Below are 24,913 nucleotides of genomic sequence, written 5' to 3' on the forward strand. Positions count from 1 at the left end.
ATTTTTTATCATTTTATCAGTATGAAAACCGTTTTTTTTAATGATTCTGCTCTCATTAATGCATTAAAAAAAGGAGAGTCTAAAGCATATACTTTTTTAGCTGAGAACTACCACCATAAACTTTGTGTTTATGCTTATAGTCTCACTAACGACAGTGATTTAGCAGAAGATATTGTGCAAAATGTATTCATTAAAGTATGGAAGCGTCGCTCGAATTTAAAGAACAATTTTTCTATTAAAAATTATTTATATAAATCTGTTTATAACGAATTTATTGATCAATACAGAAAATTTAGACCGGTAGTCTCTTTAGAGAAAAAACATATAGACGCCTTAAGTTATATCGTAGAAAAAGAAGACGAAAAAACTTTAGAAACACTTATAACACTGGTTAAACAAGAAATAGAAAACCTACCTCCCAAATGCAAACAAACATTTTTACTTAGTAAACAAGAAGGCCTGACCAACATAGAAATTTCTGAATACCTGAACATTTCTATTAAATCTGTAGAAGCCCACATAACTAAAGCATTTTCTATACTTCGTAAAACGGTTGGCGAAAAAGTAAGCTTAATTATAAATTTATTATTTATAGTAAATAGAAACATTAAGGTTTAACAAACCTCCCCATGTTTTTAAAAACCAAAACCAGTATAAGCATTATTTTACGATTTACTTTTTGTAGATTTGATTTTCTTTCAAAACAAAAAATATGTCAGATCAAAAACGTCTTTTCTTAGTCGATGCCTATGCCTTAATTTTCCGTGGTTATTACGCTTTTATTAAAAATCCCAGAATTAATTCTAAAGGTGTTGATACCTCTGCTATTATGGGTTTCATGAATTCTCTTTTAGATGTTATTAAGCGAGAAAGACCAGATCATTTAGCCGTTTGTTTTGATAAAGGTGGAAGCGCAGACCGTGTTGAGATGTATCAGGAATACAAGGCGAATAGAGATGAAACTCCCGAGGCTATTAAAATAGCTGTTCCTTACATTTACAACATACTCGAAGCCATGCATATTCCCATCATGGTTAAGGAAGGTTATGAAGCCGACGATGTTATTGGAACACTTTCCAAACAAGCCGAAAAAGAAGGTTATAAAACCTTTATGGTAACTCCAGATAAAGATTTTGCACAATTGGTTTCTGAAAACATTTTTATGTATCGTCCTGTTTTTGGCGGTGGTTACGAAACTTGGGGTATTCCAGAAGTGCAGAAAAAATTTGAAATTACCGACCCCTTACAAGTTATTGACTTTTTAGGAATGATGGGAGATTCCAGTGATAACATCCCTGGGCTTCCCGGAGTTGGAGAAAAAACAGCCAAAAAGTTTTTAGCACAATACGGTAGTATGGAAAATCTTTTAGCCAATACCCATGAGCTTAAAGGTAAAATGAAAGAGAAAATTGAAGCCAATGGTGAATTGGGGATACTATCAAAAAAGTTGGCTACCATTATGCTGGATGTTCCTGTTGAGTTTAATGAGAATGATTTTGAAATGTCTCAGCCAGACATTCCAAAAGTTACCGAGATTTTTCAGGAGTTAGAATTTAGACGTTTAATAGACAATTTCAACAAGACATTTGCTACTGAGGACGATGCTCAACAAACTGCTGAAGCAAATACAAAACAAGCAGAAACAAAAGCGACACCAAAAGAACAAGCTTCTGCTGGTGCTGGACAGTTTTCTTTGTTTGGAGGTGATGTTTCAGATGTATCAAACACAGAAACCGTATCAGAATATACTCGTAAAACAGCCGAAACTACATCTCATTTTTATCAAAGCGTAGACTCTGGAATTGCCACCAAACTCTTCATTAAAAATTTAATGAATCAAACTTCCGTGTGCTTCGATACCGAAACTACAGGCTTAAATCCTATCACAGCAGAATTGGTTGGCATTGCTTTTTCTTGGGAAGTAGGCAAAGGGTTTTATTTACCATTTCCAGAAGATAAAACTGAAGCACAAGCTCTTATTGAACAATTGCGTCCGTTTTTTGAAAACGAAACGATTCAGAAAATTGGTCAGAATTTAAAGTATGATATCAAAGTTTTAGCCAAATACAACATAGAGGTTAAAGGTGAATTATTTGACACCATGTTGGCTCATTACCTCATCAACCCTGATATGCGTCATAATATGGATGTGCTGGCAGAAACATACTTGAATTACTCACCAATCTCTATTGAAACGCTTATTGGTAAAAAAGGAAAAAACCAGTTATTAATGCGGGATGTTCCTTTAGATAAGCAAACCGAATATGCTGTTGAAGATTCCGATATTACTCTTCAATTAAAAGAGCATTTCGAAAAAGAGTTGGGTGAAGCAAATACCAAAAAACTTTTTGATGAGATTGAAGTCCCATTACTTCGTGTATTGGCGGCTATGGAATTGGAAGGTATTAATTTAGATAAGGAATTCCTGAATTCCCTCTCGGAAGAATTAAACAAAGACATTGCTTCTTTAGAAACTAAAATTTACGAAGCTGCTGGTGAAGAATTCAACATTGCATCGCCTAAGCAACTAGGTGTCATTCTTTTCGAGAAATTAAAGCTTGTAGACAAACCCAAAAAGACCAAAACGGGTCAATATGCAACCTCTGAAGATATTCTATCGTATTTGGCAAAAGAGCATGAAATTATTCAAAATATTTTGGACTTTAGAGGTTTATCGAAACTTAAAAGCACCTATGTTGATGCCCTACCAGAACAGATTGAAGCATCAACTGGTAGAGTGCACACCGATTACATGCAAACTGTTGCAGCTACTGGACGATTAAGTAGTAACAATCCGAATCTTCAAAATATCCCTATTCGTACCGAACGCGGTAGACAGGTAAGAAAAGCTTTTGTTCCAAGAAACGAAGATTATACGCTTTTAGCTGCCGATTATTCGCAAATAGAACTTCGTATTATTGCTGCTTTAAGTAAAGAAGAAACCATGATTTCTGCATTTAAGAATGGTGAAGACATTCACGCATCGACGGCCTCAAGAGTATTTAACGTGCCTTTAAATGAAGTAACCCGCGAGCAACGTAGTAATGCCAAAACTGTTAATTTTGGTATTATTTATGGTGTTTCTGCTTTTGGGTTGAGCAATCAAACAAACCTATCGCGAGCCGAGTCCAAAGAACTTATCGATACTTATTATGAAACCTATCCTAAGCTTAGAAGTTTTATAAGTGAGCAAGTAGATTTTGCAAGAGATAATGGCTACGTACAAACAGTTTTGGGACGTCGTCGTTACTTAAAAGACATAAATTCCAGAAATGCTGTAGTGCGAGGCGCAGCCGAACGAAATGCTGTAAATGCACCAATACAGGGTAGTGCGGCAGATATTATTAAAATTGCCATGATTAATATTTACAATAAGCTTTCTGAAGGAAGTTATAAATCTAAAATGCTTTTACAAGTGCATGATGAATTGGTTTTTGATGTATACAAACCCGAATTAGAAACCATTAAGTCACTTGTAAAAACCGAAATGGAAAATGCTTATAAGCTGGATGTTCCTCTTGATGTTGATCTGGATATTGGTGATAATTGGTTGGAGGCGCATTAACAAATTCATCTAAGAATTACTTTCTCTTAAATAAAATGTGGTCTTTATGAATCATTGTTTCTTTATAGTTTAAAGTTATAAAAGATTTTAATGATTCAGGAATTATATGATCTTCCCTAATGTCGAACAATATATATTTAGTTTTGTTTATACGTAAATCTTCAATAATCTCTTTACCAACTTCCTCATTCATAAAATGAGTATAAATATGCTTTGATGGAGCGGTTATATTAAGGTTAAAGTTTACCCTTAGATATCTACCATTTAATGAATAAAACTGACCCTCGGTATTTTTAACAGAAATGACTTCCTTAGTTAAACCTTCTAAAAGAGAATTATTAGGTTTATGATAAGATAATGTACTTACAGAATGATAAATTAAAACACCTACTAAAGCAATTAAAAGGAAATTTTTATAATTAGTTCTTTTCTCATAAAATGAGAAAATAAACATAAATATTATATAAGGAACAAACATAAGAAAATAATGACCATATGTTTTTCCTGAAATTGAAGTAGATATTATTTGAAATATAAGAGCTGTAAATAATACTATAAATTTAGGGTCAATGTGCCATTTTTTTTCATCTATTTTTGACAACAAAAGACTAACAGGTGTTAATAATATAATAATTAAAAGAACTTTATTCAAATACGCAATAGTAGCAAACCTATATACAACCGCAGCTATTTTAGTTATAAACGATTTATCTTCTATATAATTATCAAAATTGAATAAAAACACCTGGTTTATAAAGTCACCATAATTATCCCAATGATTAACAATTAATAAAGTTCCAATAAAAGGAATTAACAGTCCTAAAGTAAAAAAAGTAATATTTTCTAGAATACTTTTTAAAGTATTGAAACTGAAATTTTTCTTAAACATGAGATAATACCCAGATAATATTACCCCTCCTAAAACCTCATTCTGTTGCGTAAAAAAAATAATCCCAATTATAAAACCAATCAGGATACTTTTAATTTTCGTTCTTTTATTAGTAAAAATGAGAAATATGACCCATATAGTTAAAAATGCCGCTATTTGCCTAGTTAAATTGCCTTCTTGTAATATGATATTGCTATTATTTACACAAAAAAAAGCAACACATATAAGCATGGGTAAAATGAAAGTTTGAAATCTATTTAATGCTGCTTTATAAACAAGTAAGGCGCTAAAAAAGCCCATAAAATTTAAAATAATAAATATACCCCATGTACTATTTGGCGTAAATAAACAGCCCAAATAATTCACTAAATATATAATAGGGGGCTTATGATCGAATGCATCTGTATAAGGGTATTTATTATTTTTTATAAGCATTCCTATATATTGAAACACTTCTTTATCACTCCCAAGCTTTTCAAAAATGGGCGAATATTGTATAGCGAAAACCAGATAAACAAGAATTAAAACAAAAAATATAAGGTATACCTTATAACTCTTTTTTTCTTGCATAATTGATAATTTCTAAAAAAGAATTAACACTTATTCTGGCTAACTTGGTAATATTAGAGCTTAATGAACTAACCTTATTTACACTTGTATTAAACTCAATATCAAAAGAATTCACATTTAATCCTTTCCTTAAAGCCATACCAGAAATTATAATATTAGGCGCAAATGTATCATCAGGAATATTCATAAAAATGTCTTTAAATACATTTGTCCGCATAAGTCTATAAGGGCAATTAACATCTTTAATACCTTTACCATAAAAATATTTGACAACAAGATATGAGAAATATGTCATGATTTTTCTAAAAACTGGGGAATTTCTATTTACTCTTTTACCTATAATAAAATCATAATTATCTTTAACTTTCCAAAAATCCTCAAAATAATGCGCCTTAATTTCATTATCAGAATCAACTTGAAAAATCCACTCAGAATCTAAACTTTCTCTATAACTTCTAAGTATTGTCGGACCATGTCCGGAATTTTTTTGATCAATTAATTCGATACAATTCGGATAATGATTTTTCAACATTTTAAGTTCTTCCAAGGTCGAATCTGTTGATCCATCGTTAAAGATTTTAAGTTTATAACTTATTTTTAGTTTATTGAGTAGTGTTATCCAATCTTCAACCACAGCCTTGATTATTTCTTCCTCATTAAAAACAGGTATTACTACATATAATTGAATTTTCACGTTTGAATTTCTTTTAAAAAAGCTTAAAGACTCTCCTATAACATGATACATATCACAAATTATAGCTTTTCCATTTACCTTAAATAATGATTTTGAAAAATGTATATGAAAAAACGAATATACCAAAAAAAACTTACGACAAAATATAACTTCTGACTAAAAATTATACCCTTTTACGTTTCAGATTGATTTAAAACCATTTAACCCTGAAAATATGGCCAATAAATAAAAACCTTAACGTCTTCTCTTCTTAGACCTAAACTTAGCCTTATTCTTTCTTTGATTAAAAGGAACAGCATCATCAAAAGTATGCTTAGGCTTACCTGGTTTGTTTTTTCGCCATTTATCGTTTTCTGGTAATAATACTTTTAATAAATCCTGACGCCCTAATTTGTTTAAGGTATTTCTAATCCAATCTTTATTTTCTTTTTTATACCAGAAGAAGAATCGGTGTTGCTCGTCTTTTTCCTTACGTGTTTTTGGTGTCTTTACTTTTTTAAGGGTATAAGGGTGATAGCCGCTATAATAAATCACAGTTGCCACCGTCATAGGTGTTGGTGTAAACCCTTGTACCTGTTCAAGCTGAAAACCCATATCCTTGGTTTCGGCAGCAAGGTTAGCCATATCTTCGGCTTCGCAAGCTGGATGATTTGAAATAAAATACGGAATTAGCTGTAACTTTAAATTCTTCTTAATATTAATCTTGTCAAAACGCTCTTTAAACTTATGAAAATAGGAAAAAGACGGTTTTCTCATTAACTTTAAAACAGGATCGCTCGTATGTTCTGGAGCCACTTTAAGCCTACCGGATACGTGTTTTGTCATCACCTCTTCGGTGTAATCATCCAATTCTTTTGCATCTGCATTTTTATTAAACTCCGGTACGAGCATATCATGACGAATACCACTACCTATAAAAGACTTTTTTACTTTCGGGTGACTATCAACTGCTTGATATAATTTGGTTAATGGTTTATGTGAGGTATCTAAATTACTGCAAATAACGGGCGAAATACAGGACGGCGCCACACACTTATCGCATATGGATTGTATCTTCCCTTGCATTTTATACATGTTGGCACTTGGACCGCCAATATCTGACAAATACCCTTTGAAATCTGGCATATTGGCTACGGTATCGACTTCGCGCAATACCGACTCCTGACTACGGGACGCTATAAACTTTCCTTGGTGTGCCGAAATGGTACAGAAACTACATCCGCCAAAACAACCACGATGTACATTTATAGAAAACTTAATCATTTCGAACGCAGGTATGGGGCCACGTTTATTGTATTTAGGATGTGGTAAACGTGTATACGGTAAATCGAAGGAAGCATCAATTTCTTTTTCCGTCATAGTAGGATATGGCGGATTAATCATCAAGGTCTTTTCACCTACTTTCTGAAAAATTCGGCGTGCATATAACTTATTAGATTCCTGTTCTATAACCTTAAAGTTAGATGCAAACGTCTTCTTATTGGTTAAACAAGCTTCATGCGATGCAATTTCAACATCTTCCCAATTACTATTCTTAGGTACTTTAGCTTCTTTATTTAAAAGTACTGCTGTTTGTTTTATGGTATTAATACTGCTAAAAGGCACTCCTTTTTGTAATAACCTCACAACCTCTCGCAAAGGTTGTTCTCCCATACCATAAACCAACATATCGGCTTTAGAGCTTTCTAAAATAGTAGGCATTAGTTTATCGCTCCAATAGTCATAATGTGTTACACGACGCAACGACGCTTCAATACCTCCTATTAAAATAGGAACGTTTGGCCATTTTTCCTTTAAAATCTTTGAATAAACTGTCGTGGCATAATCGGGTCTAAAACCAATATCGCCGTTTGGCGTATACGCATCCTTATCCCGACGTTTTTTGTTAGCATTATAATTACTAATCATCGGATCCATGCACCCTCCAGTAATTCCAAAAAACAACCGGGGAGCTCCTAACTTTACAAAATCCTGAAGATTGTCATTAACATTAGGTTGCGGCACTATAGCGACACGCAAACCATAACTTTCTAAAATACGACCAATCACAGCAGGACCAAACGACGGATGATCTACATAAGCATCGCCGCTAAATAAAATAACGTCGAGCGCTTCCCAACCTCGTATTTTAACCTCTTTGTTTGTGGTAGGCAACCAATTTGAAAGTTTTAACTCTTGCATGATGCCCCAAAAGTAGTCAAAAATTAGCTCTTAGCTACAAATGCAAAAATCAACTGTCCGTGTAAATCATTAATCAGTTCCTTTCAAACCAGTGATAACTAACTAAACAACTATTAGAATACAGCTCTATTGGAATGTAAAATTATAGGTTAAAGATATTAAAGGGCTATTTATAGCCGAAAGCTGATATGTACCTAAAGGACTGTCTCTAAAAATAGGCGAGTTGGTTTTTTCTCCGGTACGCTGTCTATAATAAATATTGAACGGATTTTTTCTGCTATAAACATTATAAATAGTAAATGTCCAATCATTCTTCCATCTTTTATTCTTTTTACTACCGCTAAAATGGACATTCCAAGAAAGATCTAAACGGTGATATACTGGAAGACGTGCGTTATTTCGATCAATAAATACTGGAACTTGTATTTCATCAACTTGTACTACCGCATTAGCAACGGTATAAGGTCTACCTGTTTGTCCTGTAAAATTAAAACTAAAGGTATTGTATTTATCCCCCTCAAGGTTAATGGTCGCATTAACAACATGAGTCCTGTCAAAATCTGATGGATACCATTCATTATTGTTAATTCTATCTCCTAAATTCTCATTGAAGGATCTTAATAGACTTTTTGACCATGTATAATTGATCCATCCATTAACATCTCCTCTTGGTTTTTTTAAACTAAACTCTACTCCGTATGCTTTGCCAATACCCTGAACCACGTCTCGTTCTAAAAATTCCTCAAGAAAAAAATCTGCCCCGGGCTTATAGCTTAGTACATTTTTTGTATCTCTATAATACCCTTCCAAACCCATTGTAATGACCCTATCATCTTCTCTAAAATTATGATAAAACCCCATGCCATAAGTTTCTCCAATTTGTGGTTTAATATTTATATCTGAAGTTTTCCAACGTGATGTCGGTATAGGCGTTGTACTGTTATATACATTTTGAAGATACTGGTTCACTTTAGCGTAACTTGCTTTTATAGATGTTTTATCATTTAACTTATAAGAAACTCCAAATCTAGGTTCAATGCCATTATACGATTTCACCAAATCTCCTTTTTTAAATTCTTTAGTATCTAAAATAGCACCGCTTATTTCATCAAAAGTTACTGACTTGTAAGGCCCTAAGAACATAAAATAGTTATAACGCAATCCTGCCGATAAAGAAAGATTATCTATAGGTGACCAATTAGCATTTAAATATCCTGACAACTCATAACTGGTTTCAGATTTCAATGATACAGGAAGCACATTCTCTGCACTACCCGGATTTAATTCCCCCGGTTCAATTATGTATTTATTGGCTTGTATACCCGCATAATAATTAAATGTATCATTGCCATTTTTCTTCAATTCCGATATAAGACTCAAGTAATTTATTCTTGATTGAAACTCGATCTTATTATTATTCTCTACTTCGGGAAAAATAATTTTAGGCGTATATCTACTTCCAACCAAAATTGTTTTTAAACTAGTTTTGTGGTTAAATGAATGTATCCAATTAAGTGTCCCATTTAGCATTCCAAAATCATATTGGTTGTTTTTGGCATTAACATTTTCTACTTCAGATATTAAATCTAATTGGTAAAAATCCTTACTATAAAACCCTGTAAAAGTAATTTGGTCTTTATCTGTTGGTAAATACATTAATTTTAATGTCGCATCTCCAAACTTAGCTTTTGTATTCTTTAATCGTTTAGAAAAAATGGGGAGTAAAAAATCTGTTAAGCCAGCTCTCGTACCAGCAATAAGTGTTAGTTTATCTTTTATTATTGGTGTTTCAATAGCTAGTCTGGTAGATACTAATCCTAAACCTCCACTTAACTTTAATTTATCTACATATGGGTTTTTAACTTTTACGTCTAAAACAGAAGCCACTCTGCCTCCATATTTTGAAGGAATGTTTGCTCGATATAAATCTACAGACGATAGTACCTCTGGCGTAAAAACAGAAAAAAGTCCAAATAAATGTGTTGGGTTAAAAACTGGAGCATAATCATATAAAATAAGATTTTGATCTAACGATCCCCCTCTAACAGAAAGACCATTACTTACGTCTCCAGCGTTATTCACTCCCGCTAACAAAGTAACTCCTTTCAACACATCAACCTCTCCTAAGGCTGAGGGCAGTTTTTCAATTTCTTCCGATTTTAGTTGTATAGCACCCATTTGGGGCGATTCTATATAATCATTTATCTTTTTTGCTTTTAATATTATTTCAGATAATTGCTCTTGATTTTCTTCTAAAGTGACTTCTATAAGCATATCCTTATTCAAAAGAATTTTATTATTATAGGATTTAAACCCAATGTATGTAATACTTAAATTGTATTCCTTTTCGGGAAGGTTTATTGTAAAAAAACCGTTAGCATCTGTTACGCCGCCACAATTGCAGGGTGTGATATAAATTTGAGCACCATCAAGGTTTTTGTCTGTTTTTTGGTTTTTAACTTTAAAAGACAATTCATGCTTTTTAGTTTGAGCTTCAATACCATGAATTAGTAAAATTGACAGAAAAAGGGGCAAAAGTATTTTCATAAAGTATATTTTAAGTTTTAATCTACCCACCCCTCTGGTCTAATACTTGTTCTATATCGAGATTCATCACAAGACATGCTCGTAATTGGGATACAATCTGATTGTATCGGAAAACATTCTGAGAAAGTACAAATATCTTCACACACCTCTGGCTGTGCAAGAACCCTAGGTTCTACAGCCTTATCTATAATTTGTGATCTATCAATAAAAATAGATTTAATAACTGCAGATGCAGCAGTAAATCTGCCTAAAACAAATTCGTTACTATCTTCTGGGTTAAACACATTACCTACAAGTGCGGCTGGTGGTGGTGCATTAAAACCTCCATTATTATCTACGATATCTTTTAAAACTTTGTAATACTTATAAGCAGAAGAAGAAAGTGAATATTGTTGCATTTCTACTACGATATTATTTTTAGTGTACAATATCACATTACCAACAGGTAGTCCAGATACAAGTTTACCGTTTGTAAAATCGTCGGAAAAAATTTTTATATCTTCATTATATCGTATTCGCCAACAATCAGTATCACATGCATAATTTATAATTTTATTCCTATCAATAGACACTGGGCTAGTTATACATTTCCCATCTCTTAATATTGTTCCATAACATTCACCACAAATACTAATCTTTTCAAACGAACGAAACTTCCAAAAATAATAATTATCATCTGTAGCAGGATCCTCAAGGTCTAAAGAAACTTTATGACCTGGAACGAAATCTTCTATACTTTCTCTATAAAATAATTCTTTATCATAGCTTGCCTTTAAATTTGAAAAGCCTACTGGCTCAATTATCGTTTCTGGTTTAGATTTATATTTTCTTCCGTCTGAGAGTGTAATTAAAAGTTCCCACGTTTCACCCACAGATGCATGAAAATCATTTGGGGGGAAGTAACTTTCTTCCTCTTCTATTAAAAAAACTTCAAGATTAGTTTCTATATTTCTATAAGAAACAGTTGCATTTTTAACAAACAAATCTTTCAACTTGCCCGATAATAATGTTGTTTCTGTTATAGTTGTATATGACGCTTCTAAAACTGTTGAAACATAGGCATCTATATATATTAAACCCTCTTTATATTTATATTCTGGGGTAACTGGGTCTGTACAGGAGAAGTTTATAAATAGGCTTATAAAACATAGGGGACTAATTATAAAAGAGTAGGTTTTTTTATCAAACATTATTTTTATTAAAATGAAAAACCCTATCCATTTAAGATCTAATTTATAAAAACACAGTAGGTATGTTTTCGTTAATCTTAAACTATAGAGTCGATTAATTTATAGACACAATACTATCATCTAAACTAATAAAAACTCAGTAAATTCTTATATTTTATAATGTTAAACTATTAAAAAAATAAGCGTTGTAATGCAGAAAAATCGGACTATATGAAAAATTATAATCTGATTATAAATCTGGGATTTTTTGAATGTCTATTTGAATAAATTAACGTGAATCTTCTATGTTTAAGAGTTCAAGATGTCATTTCGAGTGATCCCGAAGAAAATCGGGATCACTCAAACTGACATAAATTTTCTTATCCAAGTTTCACGTTAAATTAGTAACCATAAAACAATATATCAATATTTCCCATATGTTAAAGTTAGTAAGGCAATGCTTTACGCAACGACATCTTATATATGACAAAAAGATTTACCATGAATTGCAAAAGGCTTTTTTTTGTTACATGTATTTTGGTATTTACTCAAATTGATGCTCAAACCTGCTGCTCTGGTGGTATTCCCCTATCAAACAATCTGGGGTTATCTCAGGCAGACAAAGGAACCATTCAAGTAGGTTTAAATTACGATTACAACTACTTAAACACGTTAAACTCTGGAACTGAAACTCTAAACGACAATTCCAGATTACGAATTACACATTCGGTATTGTTGAATGCCAATTATTCTATTTCCAACCGATTTTCAATAGAAGGTCTATTCACATGGGTAAATCAACGCCGTAATATTTCTCAATTTGGAAATGAGAACCTAGATCAAACCTCCGGTATTGGAGATGCTGTTTTATTATTAAAATATAATTTCCCCGAATTATTAGGCGAAAAAAGCAATATCGCTATCGGATTGGGTTCAAAAATCCCCTTAGGATCCTCTACAGAAACAAACGATCAAGGCATTACATTAAATGCCGATTTACAACCCGGCAGCAATGCCTGGGATATTATTTACTGGACTTCTTTTTCCAAGAATTTCGCATTTAGACCAACATCAACACTTTCAGCAAGAATTATTTACAGAAGCACCGGAACAAATGATTCCTATTTTGAGAACAGTACTTACAAATTTGGCAACGAATTTCAAGGGTTTATAAGCTTTTCAGATCAATTCGTATTATTTAAAACCTTAACCAACCCTAGTCTGTCTTTTAAATACAGAGATGCGAGACGAGACAAAATTAGCGGTTTCGACTTGGATAACACAGGTGGCAACTGGGTTTCGGTTATTCCAAACTTTTCCATCAATTTAAAACCTCAACTAGCATTTTCTGCCAAAGCAGAGCTACCTATTTATAATAATGTTGATGGCACGCAATTAACGCCTACTTATAGGATCACAACTGGGCTTTTATTAAAAATAAGTCCAAAAAAGAATGTTTTACAATTAAATTAAATGCTATGAAAAAAAATATTTTTTACCTATTTGCATGCTGTTTATTACTATCGTCATGTAGCACTAGTAGTGACATTAACAATGGCAATGGCACTATTAATCCAGGCGGCAATGAAAACGAAAATTCTAACCAATGGTTAATACCAATTTCAGAAGTTAAAGATGGTGGTCCTGGTAAAGACGGAATTCCATCAATAGACAATCCTCGTTTTACTAATGCCAACATTACAGACTTTATAGATGACTATGATCTTGTTGTTGGAATTGTACATAATAATCAAGCCAAAGCTTATCCTCATATTGTATTAGATTGGCATGAGGTGGTTAACGATGAAATAGATGGCGAATTCTTTACATTAAACTACTGCCCGTTAACCGGTACTGCTTTTGCCTGGGAAAGTATAAGTGATGGAAAAAAAACTACTTTTGGAGTATCTGGACTTCTATATAATGCAAATCTAATTTTATACGATAGAAATACGGACAGTAATTGGTCTCAATTAAGACTTGAATGTGTAAACGGACAATTAATTAACGACAAACCTAAATTAATTGATGTTGTAGAAACAAATTGGAAAACATGGAAAGCACTTTATCCTAATACAAAAGTTTTAACAACTACAACAGGCTTTTCAAGATCATATGGCACGTCGCCTTATGGCGATTATTCCACTAATAACAATCGATTTATATTCACCCCTTCAATACTAAACTCAGACCTACCTAATAAAGAGCGTGTTTATGCTATAATTAGCGGAGAAAAATCTAAGGTCTATCAATTTTCAGATTTCAAAGGCGGAGAGGTTATTAGGGATTCCTTTGATGGAGACAACTACTTAATTGTTGGAAACAATGATTTAATCTACGGATATAAACTATCTGGTGACCATGAAAGCTTAATATTTGAATACGATTTTAATGGGACTGAAGCTTTTTTTAAAGACAATGAAGGAAACAAATGGTCTATTTTTGGTAAAGCCATTGAAGGTCCCAGAGCTGGCGAAACGCTAACAGGTGCTAGGTCTGTAATGAGTTATTGGTTTGCAATTGCAGCGTTTTATCCTAATCCGGAGATTTTTTCGCTATTTTAAGTAAATCATAAAAAAGAAAAGACTGCTGAATTTAATTTAAATCCAGCAGATTTTTCTTCTTCATATACCCCAGAATTATTCAAGTTATATCTATACTACTCTTTAATAACTCTTATTGTTTTAGTACCCCAAGTTCCTTTTTTACCAGAAAGCCTAATTATATAGATATTAGAATTAGTTGCCTTTAAACCAAAATTGCTTAAATCGACATGCTTTTGTTTATTCGAAATTTTCTGCTCGTACAACGTTCTTCCATAAAGATCGAATATTAAAGCTTTATTGAATTGATGGTTTTCTGGCAATTCGATTTTTAGAATACTTTTAAATGGATTGGGGTATGCTTTTACAACTCTATTATTTACCTGAACAGGCGCTTCCTTTTTATTGGATTGTTTTGCAGAAGAGGTAACATTTACTCCTGTTATATTACAACCATCAATATTAGATGTCCATGATGTACCCACAGGTCGTATATTAGCTTTCCACAAATACCCAGAACCTACTGCTGGAGCATTATTCAAGTTAACCGTAACCGCCGCGGTTCCAGAACCCGCACTTACTGTTGTTTTTCCATTGGACAGCCATCCCGAATTCCAAAACTCTACTACAACATCTCTACTTTGAGTGGCCGTATATGACACATTAACGACGTAGGATGTTGATGAAGCAACCGATGTTGGCAACAACCCACAATTTACAGTATCTGCATTAGGTGTTGTATTTACAAACGAAAGCGTTTTTAAATTAAGCCCTCCATCTGGAAACTCCAGACGTAATATTTTTCCATTTCCTCCCGATAGGGCAATGTTGTTTAAAGTAATGGTTTGATAAGTATGCCATGCCCCTGTATTTGGTAACGTAAATGTTCCTAAAGTTGTCCCGTCCAGCTTTACAACAATACGCTTATTGTTCTGAGGCGAAGAAACCCTTGCACTTATATTATATGTGCCGGCTACTACATTTGTAGTATACTCTAACCATTCGTTGGAAGCCGTCCATCCTATGACCACATCGCCATCTCCGTTACCCAGATCAACATCGGTAGATCTGTATAAACCACCAGTATTACCAGAACTTGTATCATGATATGCTACACCTTCTCCTCCATTATCGAAATTTTTGCAGAGAATTGTGCCAGGTATGGCATGCGCAACACCATTAGGATAAGGACTCTGTCCGCTCACCATTGTATCATACTTCTCAACTTGTAAAATTAGAGAAGCTACACGCCCTCCAGAATCTGGAAATGTAAGTGTTACGGTGTTATTTGTCTGGATAAGATTTATAGGAACAGGAATTTCAATAGTTCCAAAAAAATCGGTTCTGTTGGCCTGATCGTATCCCTTCCAATTATTGGGTACAGAAACCGTAGTTCCATTTACCTTAACGGTAGGCGCTTTAGTAACGTTATGTTTCCTTCCAATAGACATTCTTAACATCGCTTTTCCAGAACCGCTTGACACACCGTTAAATGAAAACGACATATTCGATCCGCTAGTAATAGATTTTAAATATGTAGATGCATAGTACTTTGTTCTACGAATGGCGTTATCAAATGTCAAAGAATTAGAAAAGCTATACTCTAGAGTTACTGTTTCCCCTCCTATTAAAGTAATACTGGATGGGGCATTTGTGCTTAATGTATTCGTAAAAACCGGAGGGCTATTATCGTAAACCTTTAATGCTTTTATTCTAACGTTCTGAAACCCTGAGAAAGCATCTGCAAAGTTTAAGCTTACTGTTTTCGATGCTGTATCCAAGTTGTTAATAGCAACGTACATTTTTGTTCCATTTACAAATGCCTGTGCCTGGATGTCGAAATCATTTGAACTTACTTCAACACGTTTACCCTTAAATTCTTTCCATAAATCATAAAAATACACCTTGGGAGTATACACCCATCCAGCAGGATTAGGCTGCCCTAAGTTAGTCGGTCTTAACAACACTGCCCCATAGGGTTGATAGTTATTTGCCGCTGTTAAAAACCATAGAGACTTATCGGTTGCGAATGGTATAGAGATTGCCATTCTATCTTCCCTTTCTAACAGGTTAAACAAAATGTTATTAAACGATTTTACTGTTTGTGAACTTTCGGTATCGGAATAATTCGGACCATAACCTTTAGCAATACCACCATACTCGGTAATAGCATGGTCTTTAACAAACCCAAATTTAATATGGCTGTATGCTTCTATTAAATCCAATATAGCTTCAGAGTTGCTTCCAGACCTAAAACTATCCTGTCCTGTTACATTAATACCATCATATAAATGTGTTGAAAAACCATCCATATTGGCACCTGCTCTATCTATAAACATTTTCATTCTACTGTTCCAATGGCCAAAATCCCATAATTCCATAGATGGCCAGGCACTGGAATAACCAATAACTTTCATATTTGCCAATAATGGTTCGGCATGAATCTTTTTGCCTACTTCGTTATACCAGTCTGCCATTCGAATACGCATTAAATTAGCATCGGGTTGTTGCGCAGCAAAAACAGCATCGTCTGAATGTACAAAAGGTTCGTTCATTAGTTCGAAAAACTCCGCACGCCCATTGTCGTTAACAAAATCCTTCCAGTATTCAACAGCCCAATTAGCAGCTGCCACCATATCCAAATTATAACGAATTACATTTTTTGGATGCTCGGTACTAACAAAACTCGATACATTTCTAACACCTCCGGGACCATTTTTATAAGGTGGGTAATTACCAACCGATCCCGTTTGGCTTTTAGCATAAGAATAAGGTCCCCAGAACCCCCTTCCTCTAGTAACATTGTAATCGGAGTAGAACGTATTCATCTCCGGGTCTGAGGTTGTATTAGAATGAATTCGAAAATATTTGGTTCGATCTAAGTCGGAGACTGTTCCCAAATAGCGTTGCACGCTTTGATCGATAGTTACCGTTTGCGAAAATAGGGGCACCGAGATAACAAAAATAAGTGCCTGCCAGAAACTCATGATATTTAAGTTTTCCATAATTATAAAAGTTTTGATACAACACTAACTTATACAACAGGTCATCATATAATAAGACAACTCGTTATAGCTTGATTAGAAGGAGCCCTTTGAGCCACGTGATTTGTTTTCACAATGGAAGCAAGATGTGTCTTTAGTGATTAAAACTCACAAAAACAATATACACAGAGAGCTTACTGTTTTGTATATAATTGTTAGATATTTAATCTAATTCTGGAATTAATAAAGGTGAGTTGTTTCAGTTCCAGAATATTGAATATTAAATTACAAATAATTCTATTTAGTTTGGATTTTACCTGAAAGAATTGTGGTAAAACCGTAAATATTTCTATATCAAACCAATACATCTGATTTAATTTTCTAGTTAGGAACCTTATACCCATACTTTATCAAAGTATCAATAGTATTTCTCAATACTTTAATGTTCCAAAATTGGAATTAATAACCACCTTAATATCAAAATATTGATACCTTTTAACGGGTAATTTTGTTAGCCCGTACCATTTAAAGAAATTATATCACTTCCCTATTTGGTAATCAAATATATAATCGTAAATTTGCAAACTCTTTTTGAGAGAGGAATGTTTAACCTGCCTGTCGGCAGACAGGTATATAAAAAAATTAATTAGTGTGGATACATTAAGCTACAAAACGATTTCGGCCAATAAAGCTACTGTGAATAAGCAGTGGGTTTTAGTTGATGCCGAAGGTCAAGCACTTGGTCGTCTCGCTTCTAAAGTTGCCAAACTTTTAAGAGGTAAGCACAAGCCAAATTTCACACCTCACGTTGATTGCGGAGATAATGTTATTATTATCAATGCAGAAAAAATCAACTTATCTGGAAACAAATGGACTGATAAAACGTACATTCGTCACACAGGTTACCCAGGAGGTCAGAGAAGTTTAACTGCTACAGAATTGTTCGGGAAAGACCCAGCAAGAATAGTAGAGAAATCAGTAAAAGGAATGTTACCTAAAAACAAATTAGGTGCAAATTTATTCCGTAATTTAACCGTTGTTGTTGGTTCTGCTCATGCTCATGAAGCTCAAAAACCTAAAACAATTAACTTAAACGAATTCAAATAATGGAAGTAATTCACAAAATTGGCCGTAGAAAAACGGCTGTTGCTCGTGTGTATGTTGCCCCAGGAAAAGGGAACATCACGATTAATAAAAAAGACATAACGTCTTACTTTACTACTGCAACATTACAGTACAAAGTAAAACAACCTTTAGTTATGACTAACAATGATAGCAACTTTGATATTACAGTAAATGTATTTGGAGGAGGTATTACAGGTCAGGCAGAAGCTGTTCGTTTAGCTATCTCTCGTGCTATGTGCGAGGTTGATGCTGAAAACAGATTAGTCCTAAAACCAGAAGGTTTATTAACTAGAGACCCAAGAATGGTAGAGCGTAAGAAATTCGGACAGAAGAAAGCTCGTAAGAAATTCCAGTTCTCTAAACGTTAATATCCTAAACTTGATTCAGGATCTGTTTATCAGGTTCCTTTATCATATAAAGAAAATTTAAAAAGATGCTGAAACCAGTTCAGCATTTAAAAAACCAGTTATTGTTGTCCTAGTCTAAATAAGGCAGGATTTAGTTTAGCATCTAAATGGTTAAGGCGATTATAAAAATGACCACTTAATCATTGCTAATTCAACAGAACGTAAACTATTACAAAATGGCAGTAGAAGTAAAAGAATTACTTGAAGCAGGTGTACACTTCGGTCACCTTACACGTAAGTGGGATCCAAACATGGCTCCTTACGTTTACATGGAGCGTAACGGCATCCATATTATCAACCTTTATAAAACAGCGGCTAAAATTGATGAAGCAGGTGCTGCATTAAGCAAAATTGCTAATTCTGGTCGTAAGATTTTATTCGTTGCAACAAAAAAACAAGCTAAAGATATCGTAGCAGAAAAAGCCGGTTCTATTAACATGCCTTACATCACAGAAAGATGGCCAGGTGGTATGTTAACTAACTTCGTAACTATTAGAAAAGCTGTTAAAAAAATGGCTTCTATCGATAGAATGAAGAAAGATGGTACCTTCAATACGCTTTCTAAAAAAGAACGTTTACAAGTAGATCGTTTAAGAGCTAAGTTAGAAAAGAACTTAGGATCTATTAGCGACATGACTCGTTTACCGGGCGCTTTATTTGTTGTAGACATTAAACGTGAGCATATCGCGATTAAAGAAGCACAAAAATTAAACATTCCAATTTTTGCAATGGTAGATACCAACTCAGACCCACGTCAAGTTGACTATGTTATCCCTGCAAACGACGATGCTTCTAAATCGATCGATAAAATATTAACTCACGTTACAGCCTCTATCGCTGGTGGTTTAGCAGAGCGTAAAGCTGAGAAAGAAGCATCTGCTGCTCCTAAAGCAGAGGCTCCTAAAGCAAAAGCTGCTCCAGCTAAAACAGTTGCAGCCGAAGAAGAAGAATAAATTAACAATTACACAATACGATTAAGTCGTTTAATTCTTTTCTTAGCTGGGAAATTATTTGAACGACTTTTTTTAAATAAAATAAAGATATGGAATCTACAGTAAAAGTTACAGCAGCAGAAGTAAACAAGCTTAGACAAGCTACTGGTGCAGGGATGATGGATTGCAAAAAAGCTTTAGTTGAAGCTCAAGGCGATTTTGACAAAGCCATTGAAGTATTACGTAAAAAAGGACAAAAAGTAGCTGAAAAAAGAGCTGACAGAGATTCTTCTGAAGGCGCAGCTGTTTCTAAAATCAATACAGACCAAACTCAAGGTGTTTCTATTGTATTAGGTTGTGAAACTGATTTTGTTGGTAAAAACGAAAACTTTTTAGCTTTAGCAAATGAGTTAGCTGAAGCTGCATTGAACTACAATACTAAAGAAGAGTTTTTAGCTGGTGATTTTGGTGGTATGACCGTTGCTGATAAATTAACAGAGCAAACAGGTGTTATTGGTGAAAAACTTGATATTACTGCATTCGAAAAGTTAGAAGCTCCTTTTGTTGGGACTTATGTTCACATTAACAAAATTGCAGCATTAGTAGGTTTATCTGCTAAAGTTGACAATGCTGAAACTTTAGTTAAAGATGTAGCTATGCAGGTAGCCTCAATGGGTGCCACTACTTTATCTTACAAAGATTTCGATCCAGCTTATATTGCTTCTGAAACTGAAGCTAGAATTGCTGTTATTGAAAAAGATAACATCGAGTTAGGACGTTTAGGTAAAACGCTTAAAAACGTACCTAAATACATTTCTATGGCGCAATTAACGCCAGAAGTTTTAGCGCAAGCTGAAGAAGATGCTAAAGCAGAATTAAAAGCTGAAGGTAAGCCAGAACAAATCTGGGATAGAATTTTACCAGGAAAAATGGAGCGTTTTGTTTCAGATAACACAACACTTGATCAAGAACAATGTTTATTAGATCAAAACTTCATTAAAGATGAAAAAATAAATGTTGCTAAATATGTAACATCTTACGGTGATGTTGAAATTACAGGTTTCAAACGTGCTTCTGTAGGGTAAAACAAAAAAGTATTCAAAAGGTAACCACTGTAATTTTTATTGCAGTGGTTTTTTTATACAAAAAATCCAGTTCAGCAAATTAAGATATTGTTTATATTTGCTAAACTTTCAAAAGCAAAAACAAATAAGCTATGATAATTACCTGTATTTTAGGCCTATTAAATAGCAAATTGCACCTGCAAACAAGCAGATCCGGCAATTAAAAAAGAAATAGAAATAACTAAATGAAATACAAACGTATACTCCTAAAACTATCGGGAGAAGCATTAATGGGAGATCGCCAATATGGCATCGACCCGGAACGATTAGCAGAATATGCAGAAGACATAAAAACCATTACAAACAAAGGTGTAGAAGTTGCCATAGTTATTGGTGGCGGAAACATTTTTAGAGGTGTTGCCGGTGCTAGCAAAGGTATGGATCGCGTACAAGGCGACCATATGGGCATGCTTGCAACTGTTATAAATGGTTTGGCCTTACAAGGTGCTCTGGAAGATGCAGGTATCCCGACACGTTTACAAACGGCCATTAAAATTAACGAGGTAGCTGAGCCTTTTATTAGAAGAAAAGCCATGCGTCATTTAGAAAAAGGACGTGTTGTAATTTTTGGCGGTGGTACAGGAAACCCTTATTTCACTACAGATTCTGCTGCTGTGCTAAGAGCTATAGAGGTTGAAGCAGATGTTATTTTAAAGGGAACCCGTGTTGATGGTATTTACAATGCAGATCCTGAGAAAGATAACAATGCTATTAAATTTAATTTCATATCTTTTGACGATGTTTTGCGCAAAGGATTAAAAGTAATGGATACCACGGCATTTACGCTTAGCCAGGAAAATGAGTTGCCTATTATTGTTTTCGATATGAATAAAAAAGGAAACTTATTAAAGGTCGTTTCCGGTGAAAAAATTGGTACTGAGGTTAACTTATAAAACTTGGCGTAATTTTTGAACGGGAATTCCCGGATTTGGTTTTTAACCAATACATTAAAATACAAACGACATCTGTATATACGTTATACCCCTATACAGATGACTATAATATATTGACTCAAAAAGTTTAGTACAATGAACGAAGACATACAATTTATACTAGATACGACAAAAGAAGCTATGGATAATGCTATAAAGCATTTAGAAAAACAATTTGTTAATATTAGAGCAGGAAAAGCTAGCCCTGCTATGCTTGGTAGTGTTATGGTAGACTATTATGGATCGCAAACACCATTAAGTCAAGTTGCTAATGTAAATACTCCAGACGGACGCACCATTACGGTACAACCTTGGGAAAAAAGTATGCTCCAGGAAATAGAACGTGGTATTGCCTATGCTAATCTTGGTTTTAATCCAATGAACAATGGTGAAACTATAATTATAAACGTACCTCCATTAACAGAAGAACGCAGACGAGACCTAGCGAAACAAGCTAAATCTGAAGCCGAAGATGCGAAAGTGAGTATAAGAACAGCTCGTAAAGATGCTAACAACGACATTAAGAAACTAGATGACGTATCTGAGGATTTAATGAATAATGCTGAAATTGATGTACAACAAATGACTGACAATCACGTTAAAAAGGTTGATAATCTTTTTGATGTAAAAGAAAAAGAAATCATGACGGTATAATTAAAAAGCGACTTTTAGTTACTGTTCGTAGTCTAAATAGTCGCTTTTTCCGTAAATCTTTTAGTCTCTCTCAACCCTTTAAATGATAAAACACTTTACGCTAACTCTTTGTTTTATTTGTGCCACATATGCGCAAGCACAGAATTCATTAGAAACTATTTTAACCCCCGCTAAAGATTCCATTAAAAAAAGGGAATTCATAAAACATCTTGGTAACGGGTATCTCCCCACCAGATATTTCAATTTCGATTTAAGATATTTAATAAAATACAACCAATACGAGGGTATAAGAACAGGTATTGGTGGTGTTACTAACGATGCTTTCTCAGAAAAATACCGCATAAACAGTTATGGTGTTTATGGCTTTAGGGATCATCGTTTTAAATACTCTATTGGAGGTGGTTTTCGATTGGCTAAAAAAACGAACACCTGGGTCAATCTTTCTTACACCAACGACTTAAAAGAAACAGGAAGCACCAAATTTTTAACAGATGGTAGGTTCTTTCAATTTTTTGAACCTCGTTTATTAAACATCGACCTATTTCATAAGCATATTACCAAGTCTTTAAATGTAGAACACGAGTTTAATCCTAAATTATTAGCTGAAGCCGAGTTTGCTGTTAGCAATATAGACCCTACTTATAACTATCAATACATTTTAGATAACAACCCTATAAGCTCTTTTCATTTAAGTACCGCACAGCTATCGTTACAATGGAATCCTTTTAGCAAGTTTGAAATATCGGAGAAGACATACAAGGAAACTAAAAAAGGGTATCCACAGTTTACGCTCCAATACACCAAAAGCATTAAAAATGTTTTTAAAAGTGATTTTAACTTTTCTAAATTAGATTTTCGAACGATTTATAGAATAGGCAGTGTAAAGGACGGAATGTCTGAAATAACCTTAGTTTCCGGAATAGCAAATGGCAATACGCCTCTAACTCATTTATACCACGCTTATCCTAATAATATTACTAAAGAAACCGTCATGCAACGTTTTTCAGTAGCTGGACTAAACAGCTTTGAAACCATGTATTTTAATGAGTTCTTTTCAGATAAGTTTACTACAGTTCAACTAAAACATTATTTGAAGCCATTTAATATTTCACAAAAATATAAACCACAGATTGTTTTAATTTCCCGATATGCAGTAGGTGACATGAAAGATCCAGAACTACACCAAGACGTAACATTTGGCTCTTTAAGAAAGGGGTATACGGAATCCGGGTTCGAAATCAACAAATTTCTTTTTGGCTTTGGCTTAAGCTTTACGTATCGCTATGGTGCTTATCACTTACCAGAAATTAGCGATAACATTGCTGTTAAGTTTACATTTAATGTATCTCTGTAAATATTAAAGCACCTTTATTTTGATTAAATAGTGCAACTCATTTCCAAGCAAGTAAGGAATTTTAATTTCTGTATTTTCATCTAAGTTAAACCTAACATTAGTAGGGTAATTTACTTCTACAGGTTCTCTCAACATCATACACTGATTCCATTTTTTAAATGAATTCGGAACGGTTTTTATAATTGGGCGATTACCATCTAGGTGATTTCCTAACGTATTAACCTTGAAATATCTCATGGGGCTTTTAATTAATATGGTTATAAAAACAGGGTTTATTTTGAGGTAAAATTCAAGGTATAACAATATTTCTGATGAAGCTTGTACTGAGCAAAGTCGAAGTACCTAATCGACATTTTGTTCCTAATTTAATGGTAAAAGGACCAGTATAAATGGGATTAAACTAAAGACCAAATCCTATTTCTAAAATGTGGTCTTTACCTTTTATTCCCTGCTGTAACGTTTCGGATTACAATCCCTTAATTCAAAGTAATTTTTCTTGTTTTTTTATCTTACCGCCACTAAACGCAGTTTAGCGGGAGCGGGGTATTTAAATCTTCAATTAATAAAATAATAACACTCTCATTTTTCAACTCCAAAACCATTATTTCTATTACTCAACAATAACACAAATAACCAAAATCACATCAAAAATATAGAGTACATAAATCAAAACAGGTATACTTTATAGTACACCTGTTGTTTTAATAAGTTTAAATTATTTTTAATTGATTACTTATGACTTAAAAGTATATGTTACTCTAACCACTAATTTGAGTTAGTACCACCCAATAAACCTTTTGGGATATCTACATCATTCTTTTTTGCATATGAAATTATATCCTCTTCGTAATTTAAGCTGTATCCATCAATTAACCCATCTAAAAGTTCTTCTAAGGTATCTTTAAATAAATCAGCTGGATACTTTTCTAGATAAGAGAATAGTACCATAAAAGCTTTTTCATGTTCATCCAAATCAAAATATGATAAATACAATAAAAGGTTTGCTAATTCAACTTTTGGATTATTAGCAACTACTTTAAATGAATAATCTATGGACCTTTCATATAGTTTTAGTTTATAATAATTTCCAGCTAGTAAAAGCATAACACCATTAATTTTTTTATAATTAGGATAATTAGATATAACTTTTTCTAATACATCTATTGACTGTTGAAATTTATCTTCGTTTTTAAGTTCTATTCCTTGCTGGACAATTTCATCAATATAACTGTTTGTTTTCATA

19 protein-coding genes are annotated in these 24,913 nt (G+C 33.6%); 11 read left to right on the forward strand and 8 right to left on the reverse strand.

Annotated features, from left to right (window positions below):
• Positions 1 to 21: 21 nt before the first annotated feature.
• Together C1H87_RS09585 and polA are read left to right on the forward strand one after the other, a co-directional pair.
• Positions 22 to 618, forward strand: a complete 597-nt coding sequence (locus C1H87_RS09585; RefSeq protein ID WP_102758227.1) for an RNA polymerase sigma factor — start codon at positions 22 to 24, stop codon at positions 616 to 618.
• Between the two features lie 94 nt (positions 619 to 712).
• Entirely contained in the window at positions 713 to 3,565 is a 2,853-nt protein-coding gene (gene polA / locus C1H87_RS09590; protein WP_102755593.1) for a DNA polymerase I, read from the forward strand.
• Positions 3,566 to 3,581: 16 nt separating this feature from the next.
• Here polA and C1H87_RS09595 read toward each other — a convergent pair whose 3' ends face one another.
• From C1H87_RS09595 to C1H87_RS09615, 5 genes are all read right to left on the reverse strand, one after another.
• Positions 3,582 to 5,024, reverse strand: a complete 1,443-nt coding sequence (locus C1H87_RS09595) for a hypothetical protein (RefSeq protein WP_102755594.1) — start codon at positions 5,022 to 5,024, stop codon at positions 3,582 to 3,584.
• Positions 5,002 to 5,718, reverse strand: coding sequence for a glycosyltransferase family 2 protein (locus C1H87_RS09600; RefSeq protein ID WP_158655174.1), 717 nt, complete (start codon positions 5,716 to 5,718; stop codon positions 5,002 to 5,004). Before C1H87_RS09600 ends, C1H87_RS09595 begins: the two co-directional genes overlap by 23 nt.
• Positions 5,719 to 5,952: 234 nt before the next feature.
• Complete coding sequence (locus C1H87_RS09605) at positions 5,953 to 7,899, reverse strand: YgiQ family radical SAM protein (protein ID WP_102755596.1); 1,947 nt, start codon at positions 7,897 to 7,899, stop codon at positions 5,953 to 5,955.
• Between the two features lie 126 nt (positions 7,900 to 8,025).
• A complete protein-coding gene (locus C1H87_RS09610; protein WP_102755597.1) occupies positions 8,026 to 10,446 on the reverse strand; it encodes a TonB-dependent receptor in 2,421 nt (806 codons plus the stop codon).
• 17 nt (positions 10,447 to 10,463) lie between these two features.
• Complete coding sequence (locus tag C1H87_RS09615; protein ID WP_102755598.1) at positions 10,464 to 11,636, reverse strand: DUF4249 domain-containing protein; 1,173 nt, start codon at positions 11,634 to 11,636, stop codon at positions 10,464 to 10,466.
• A 480-nt stretch (positions 11,637 to 12,116) separates the two neighbouring features.
• Between C1H87_RS09615 and C1H87_RS09620 the strand changes: the two genes are divergently transcribed.
• Together C1H87_RS09620 and C1H87_RS09625 are read left to right on the forward strand one after the other, a co-directional pair.
• Complete coding sequence (locus C1H87_RS09620; protein ID WP_158655175.1) at positions 12,117 to 13,088, forward strand: hypothetical protein; 972 nt, start codon at positions 12,117 to 12,119, stop codon at positions 13,086 to 13,088.
• A 5-nt stretch (positions 13,089 to 13,093) separates the two neighbouring features.
• The gene (locus C1H87_RS09625) at positions 13,094 to 14,179 is read left to right on the forward strand and encodes a DUF3179 domain-containing protein (RefSeq protein WP_102755600.1); all 1,086 of its coding nucleotides are present in this window, start codon (positions 13,094 to 13,096) and stop codon (positions 14,177 to 14,179) included.
• A 95-nt stretch (positions 14,180 to 14,274) separates the two neighbouring features.
• Here the strand turns inward: C1H87_RS09625 and C1H87_RS09630 are convergent, their stop codons facing one another.
• Positions 14,275 to 17,163: a carbohydrate-binding domain-containing protein gene (locus C1H87_RS09630; RefSeq protein WP_102755601.1), complete on the reverse strand. Its 2,889-nt coding sequence runs from the start codon at positions 17,161 to 17,163 to the stop codon at positions 14,275 to 14,277.
• A gap of 630 nt (positions 17,164 to 17,793) precedes the next feature.
• Between C1H87_RS09630 and rplM the strand changes: the two genes are divergently transcribed.
• From rplM to C1H87_RS09665, 7 genes are all read left to right on the forward strand, one after another.
• Positions 17,794 to 18,249, forward strand: coding sequence for a 50S ribosomal protein L13 (gene rplM, locus C1H87_RS09635; RefSeq protein ID WP_102758228.1), 456 nt, complete (start codon positions 17,794 to 17,796; stop codon positions 18,247 to 18,249).
• Positions 18,249 to 18,635: a 30S ribosomal protein S9 gene (gene rpsI / locus C1H87_RS09640; RefSeq protein WP_102755602.1), complete on the forward strand. Its 387-nt coding sequence runs from the start codon at positions 18,249 to 18,251 to the stop codon at positions 18,633 to 18,635. The genes rplM and rpsI overlap by 1 nt, the downstream gene beginning before the upstream one ends.
• Positions 18,636 to 18,850: 215 nt before the next feature.
• Positions 18,851 to 19,627 carry a 30S ribosomal protein S2 gene (gene rpsB, locus C1H87_RS09645; RefSeq protein WP_102755603.1) on the forward strand — a complete coding sequence of 259 codons (777 nt, stop codon included), beginning with the start codon at positions 18,851 to 18,853 and terminating at the stop codon, positions 19,625 to 19,627.
• An 89-nt stretch (positions 19,628 to 19,716) separates the two neighbouring features.
• On the forward strand, positions 19,717 to 20,691 hold the full coding sequence (gene tsf, locus C1H87_RS09650; protein WP_102755604.1) for a translation elongation factor Ts: 975 nt from the start codon (positions 19,717 to 19,719) through the stop codon (positions 20,689 to 20,691).
• A gap of 224 nt (positions 20,692 to 20,915) precedes the next feature.
• Positions 20,916 to 21,623 carry a UMP kinase gene (gene pyrH, locus C1H87_RS09655; RefSeq protein WP_102755605.1) on the forward strand — a complete coding sequence of 236 codons (708 nt, stop codon included), beginning with the start codon at positions 20,916 to 20,918 and terminating at the stop codon, positions 21,621 to 21,623.
• 135 nt (positions 21,624 to 21,758) lie between these two features.
• Positions 21,759 to 22,316: a ribosome recycling factor gene (frr, locus tag C1H87_RS09660; RefSeq protein WP_102755606.1), complete on the forward strand. Its 558-nt coding sequence runs from the start codon at positions 21,759 to 21,761 to the stop codon at positions 22,314 to 22,316.
• Positions 22,317 to 22,398: 82 nt separating this feature from the next.
• Positions 22,399 to 23,670 carry a DUF5686 family protein gene (locus C1H87_RS09665; protein ID WP_233783412.1) on the forward strand — a complete coding sequence of 424 codons (1,272 nt, stop codon included), beginning with the start codon at positions 22,399 to 22,401 and terminating at the stop codon, positions 23,668 to 23,670.
• A gap of 3 nt (positions 23,671 to 23,673) precedes the next feature.
• Here the strand turns inward: C1H87_RS09665 and C1H87_RS09670 are convergent, their stop codons facing one another.
• Together C1H87_RS09670 and C1H87_RS09675 are read right to left on the reverse strand one after the other, a co-directional pair.
• A complete protein-coding gene (locus C1H87_RS09670; protein WP_102755607.1) occupies positions 23,674 to 23,907 on the reverse strand; it encodes a hypothetical protein in 234 nt (77 codons plus the stop codon).
• 528 nt (positions 23,908 to 24,435) lie between these two features.
• Complete coding sequence (locus C1H87_RS09675; RefSeq protein ID WP_102755608.1) at positions 24,436 to 24,912, reverse strand: tetratricopeptide repeat protein; 477 nt, start codon at positions 24,910 to 24,912, stop codon at positions 24,436 to 24,438.
• Between the last annotated feature and the right edge of the window lies 1 nt (position 24,913).

The organism is Flavivirga eckloniae (assembly GCF_002886045.1).
GTDB lineage: Bacteria > Bacteroidota > Bacteroidia > Flavobacteriales > Flavobacteriaceae > Flavivirga > Flavivirga eckloniae.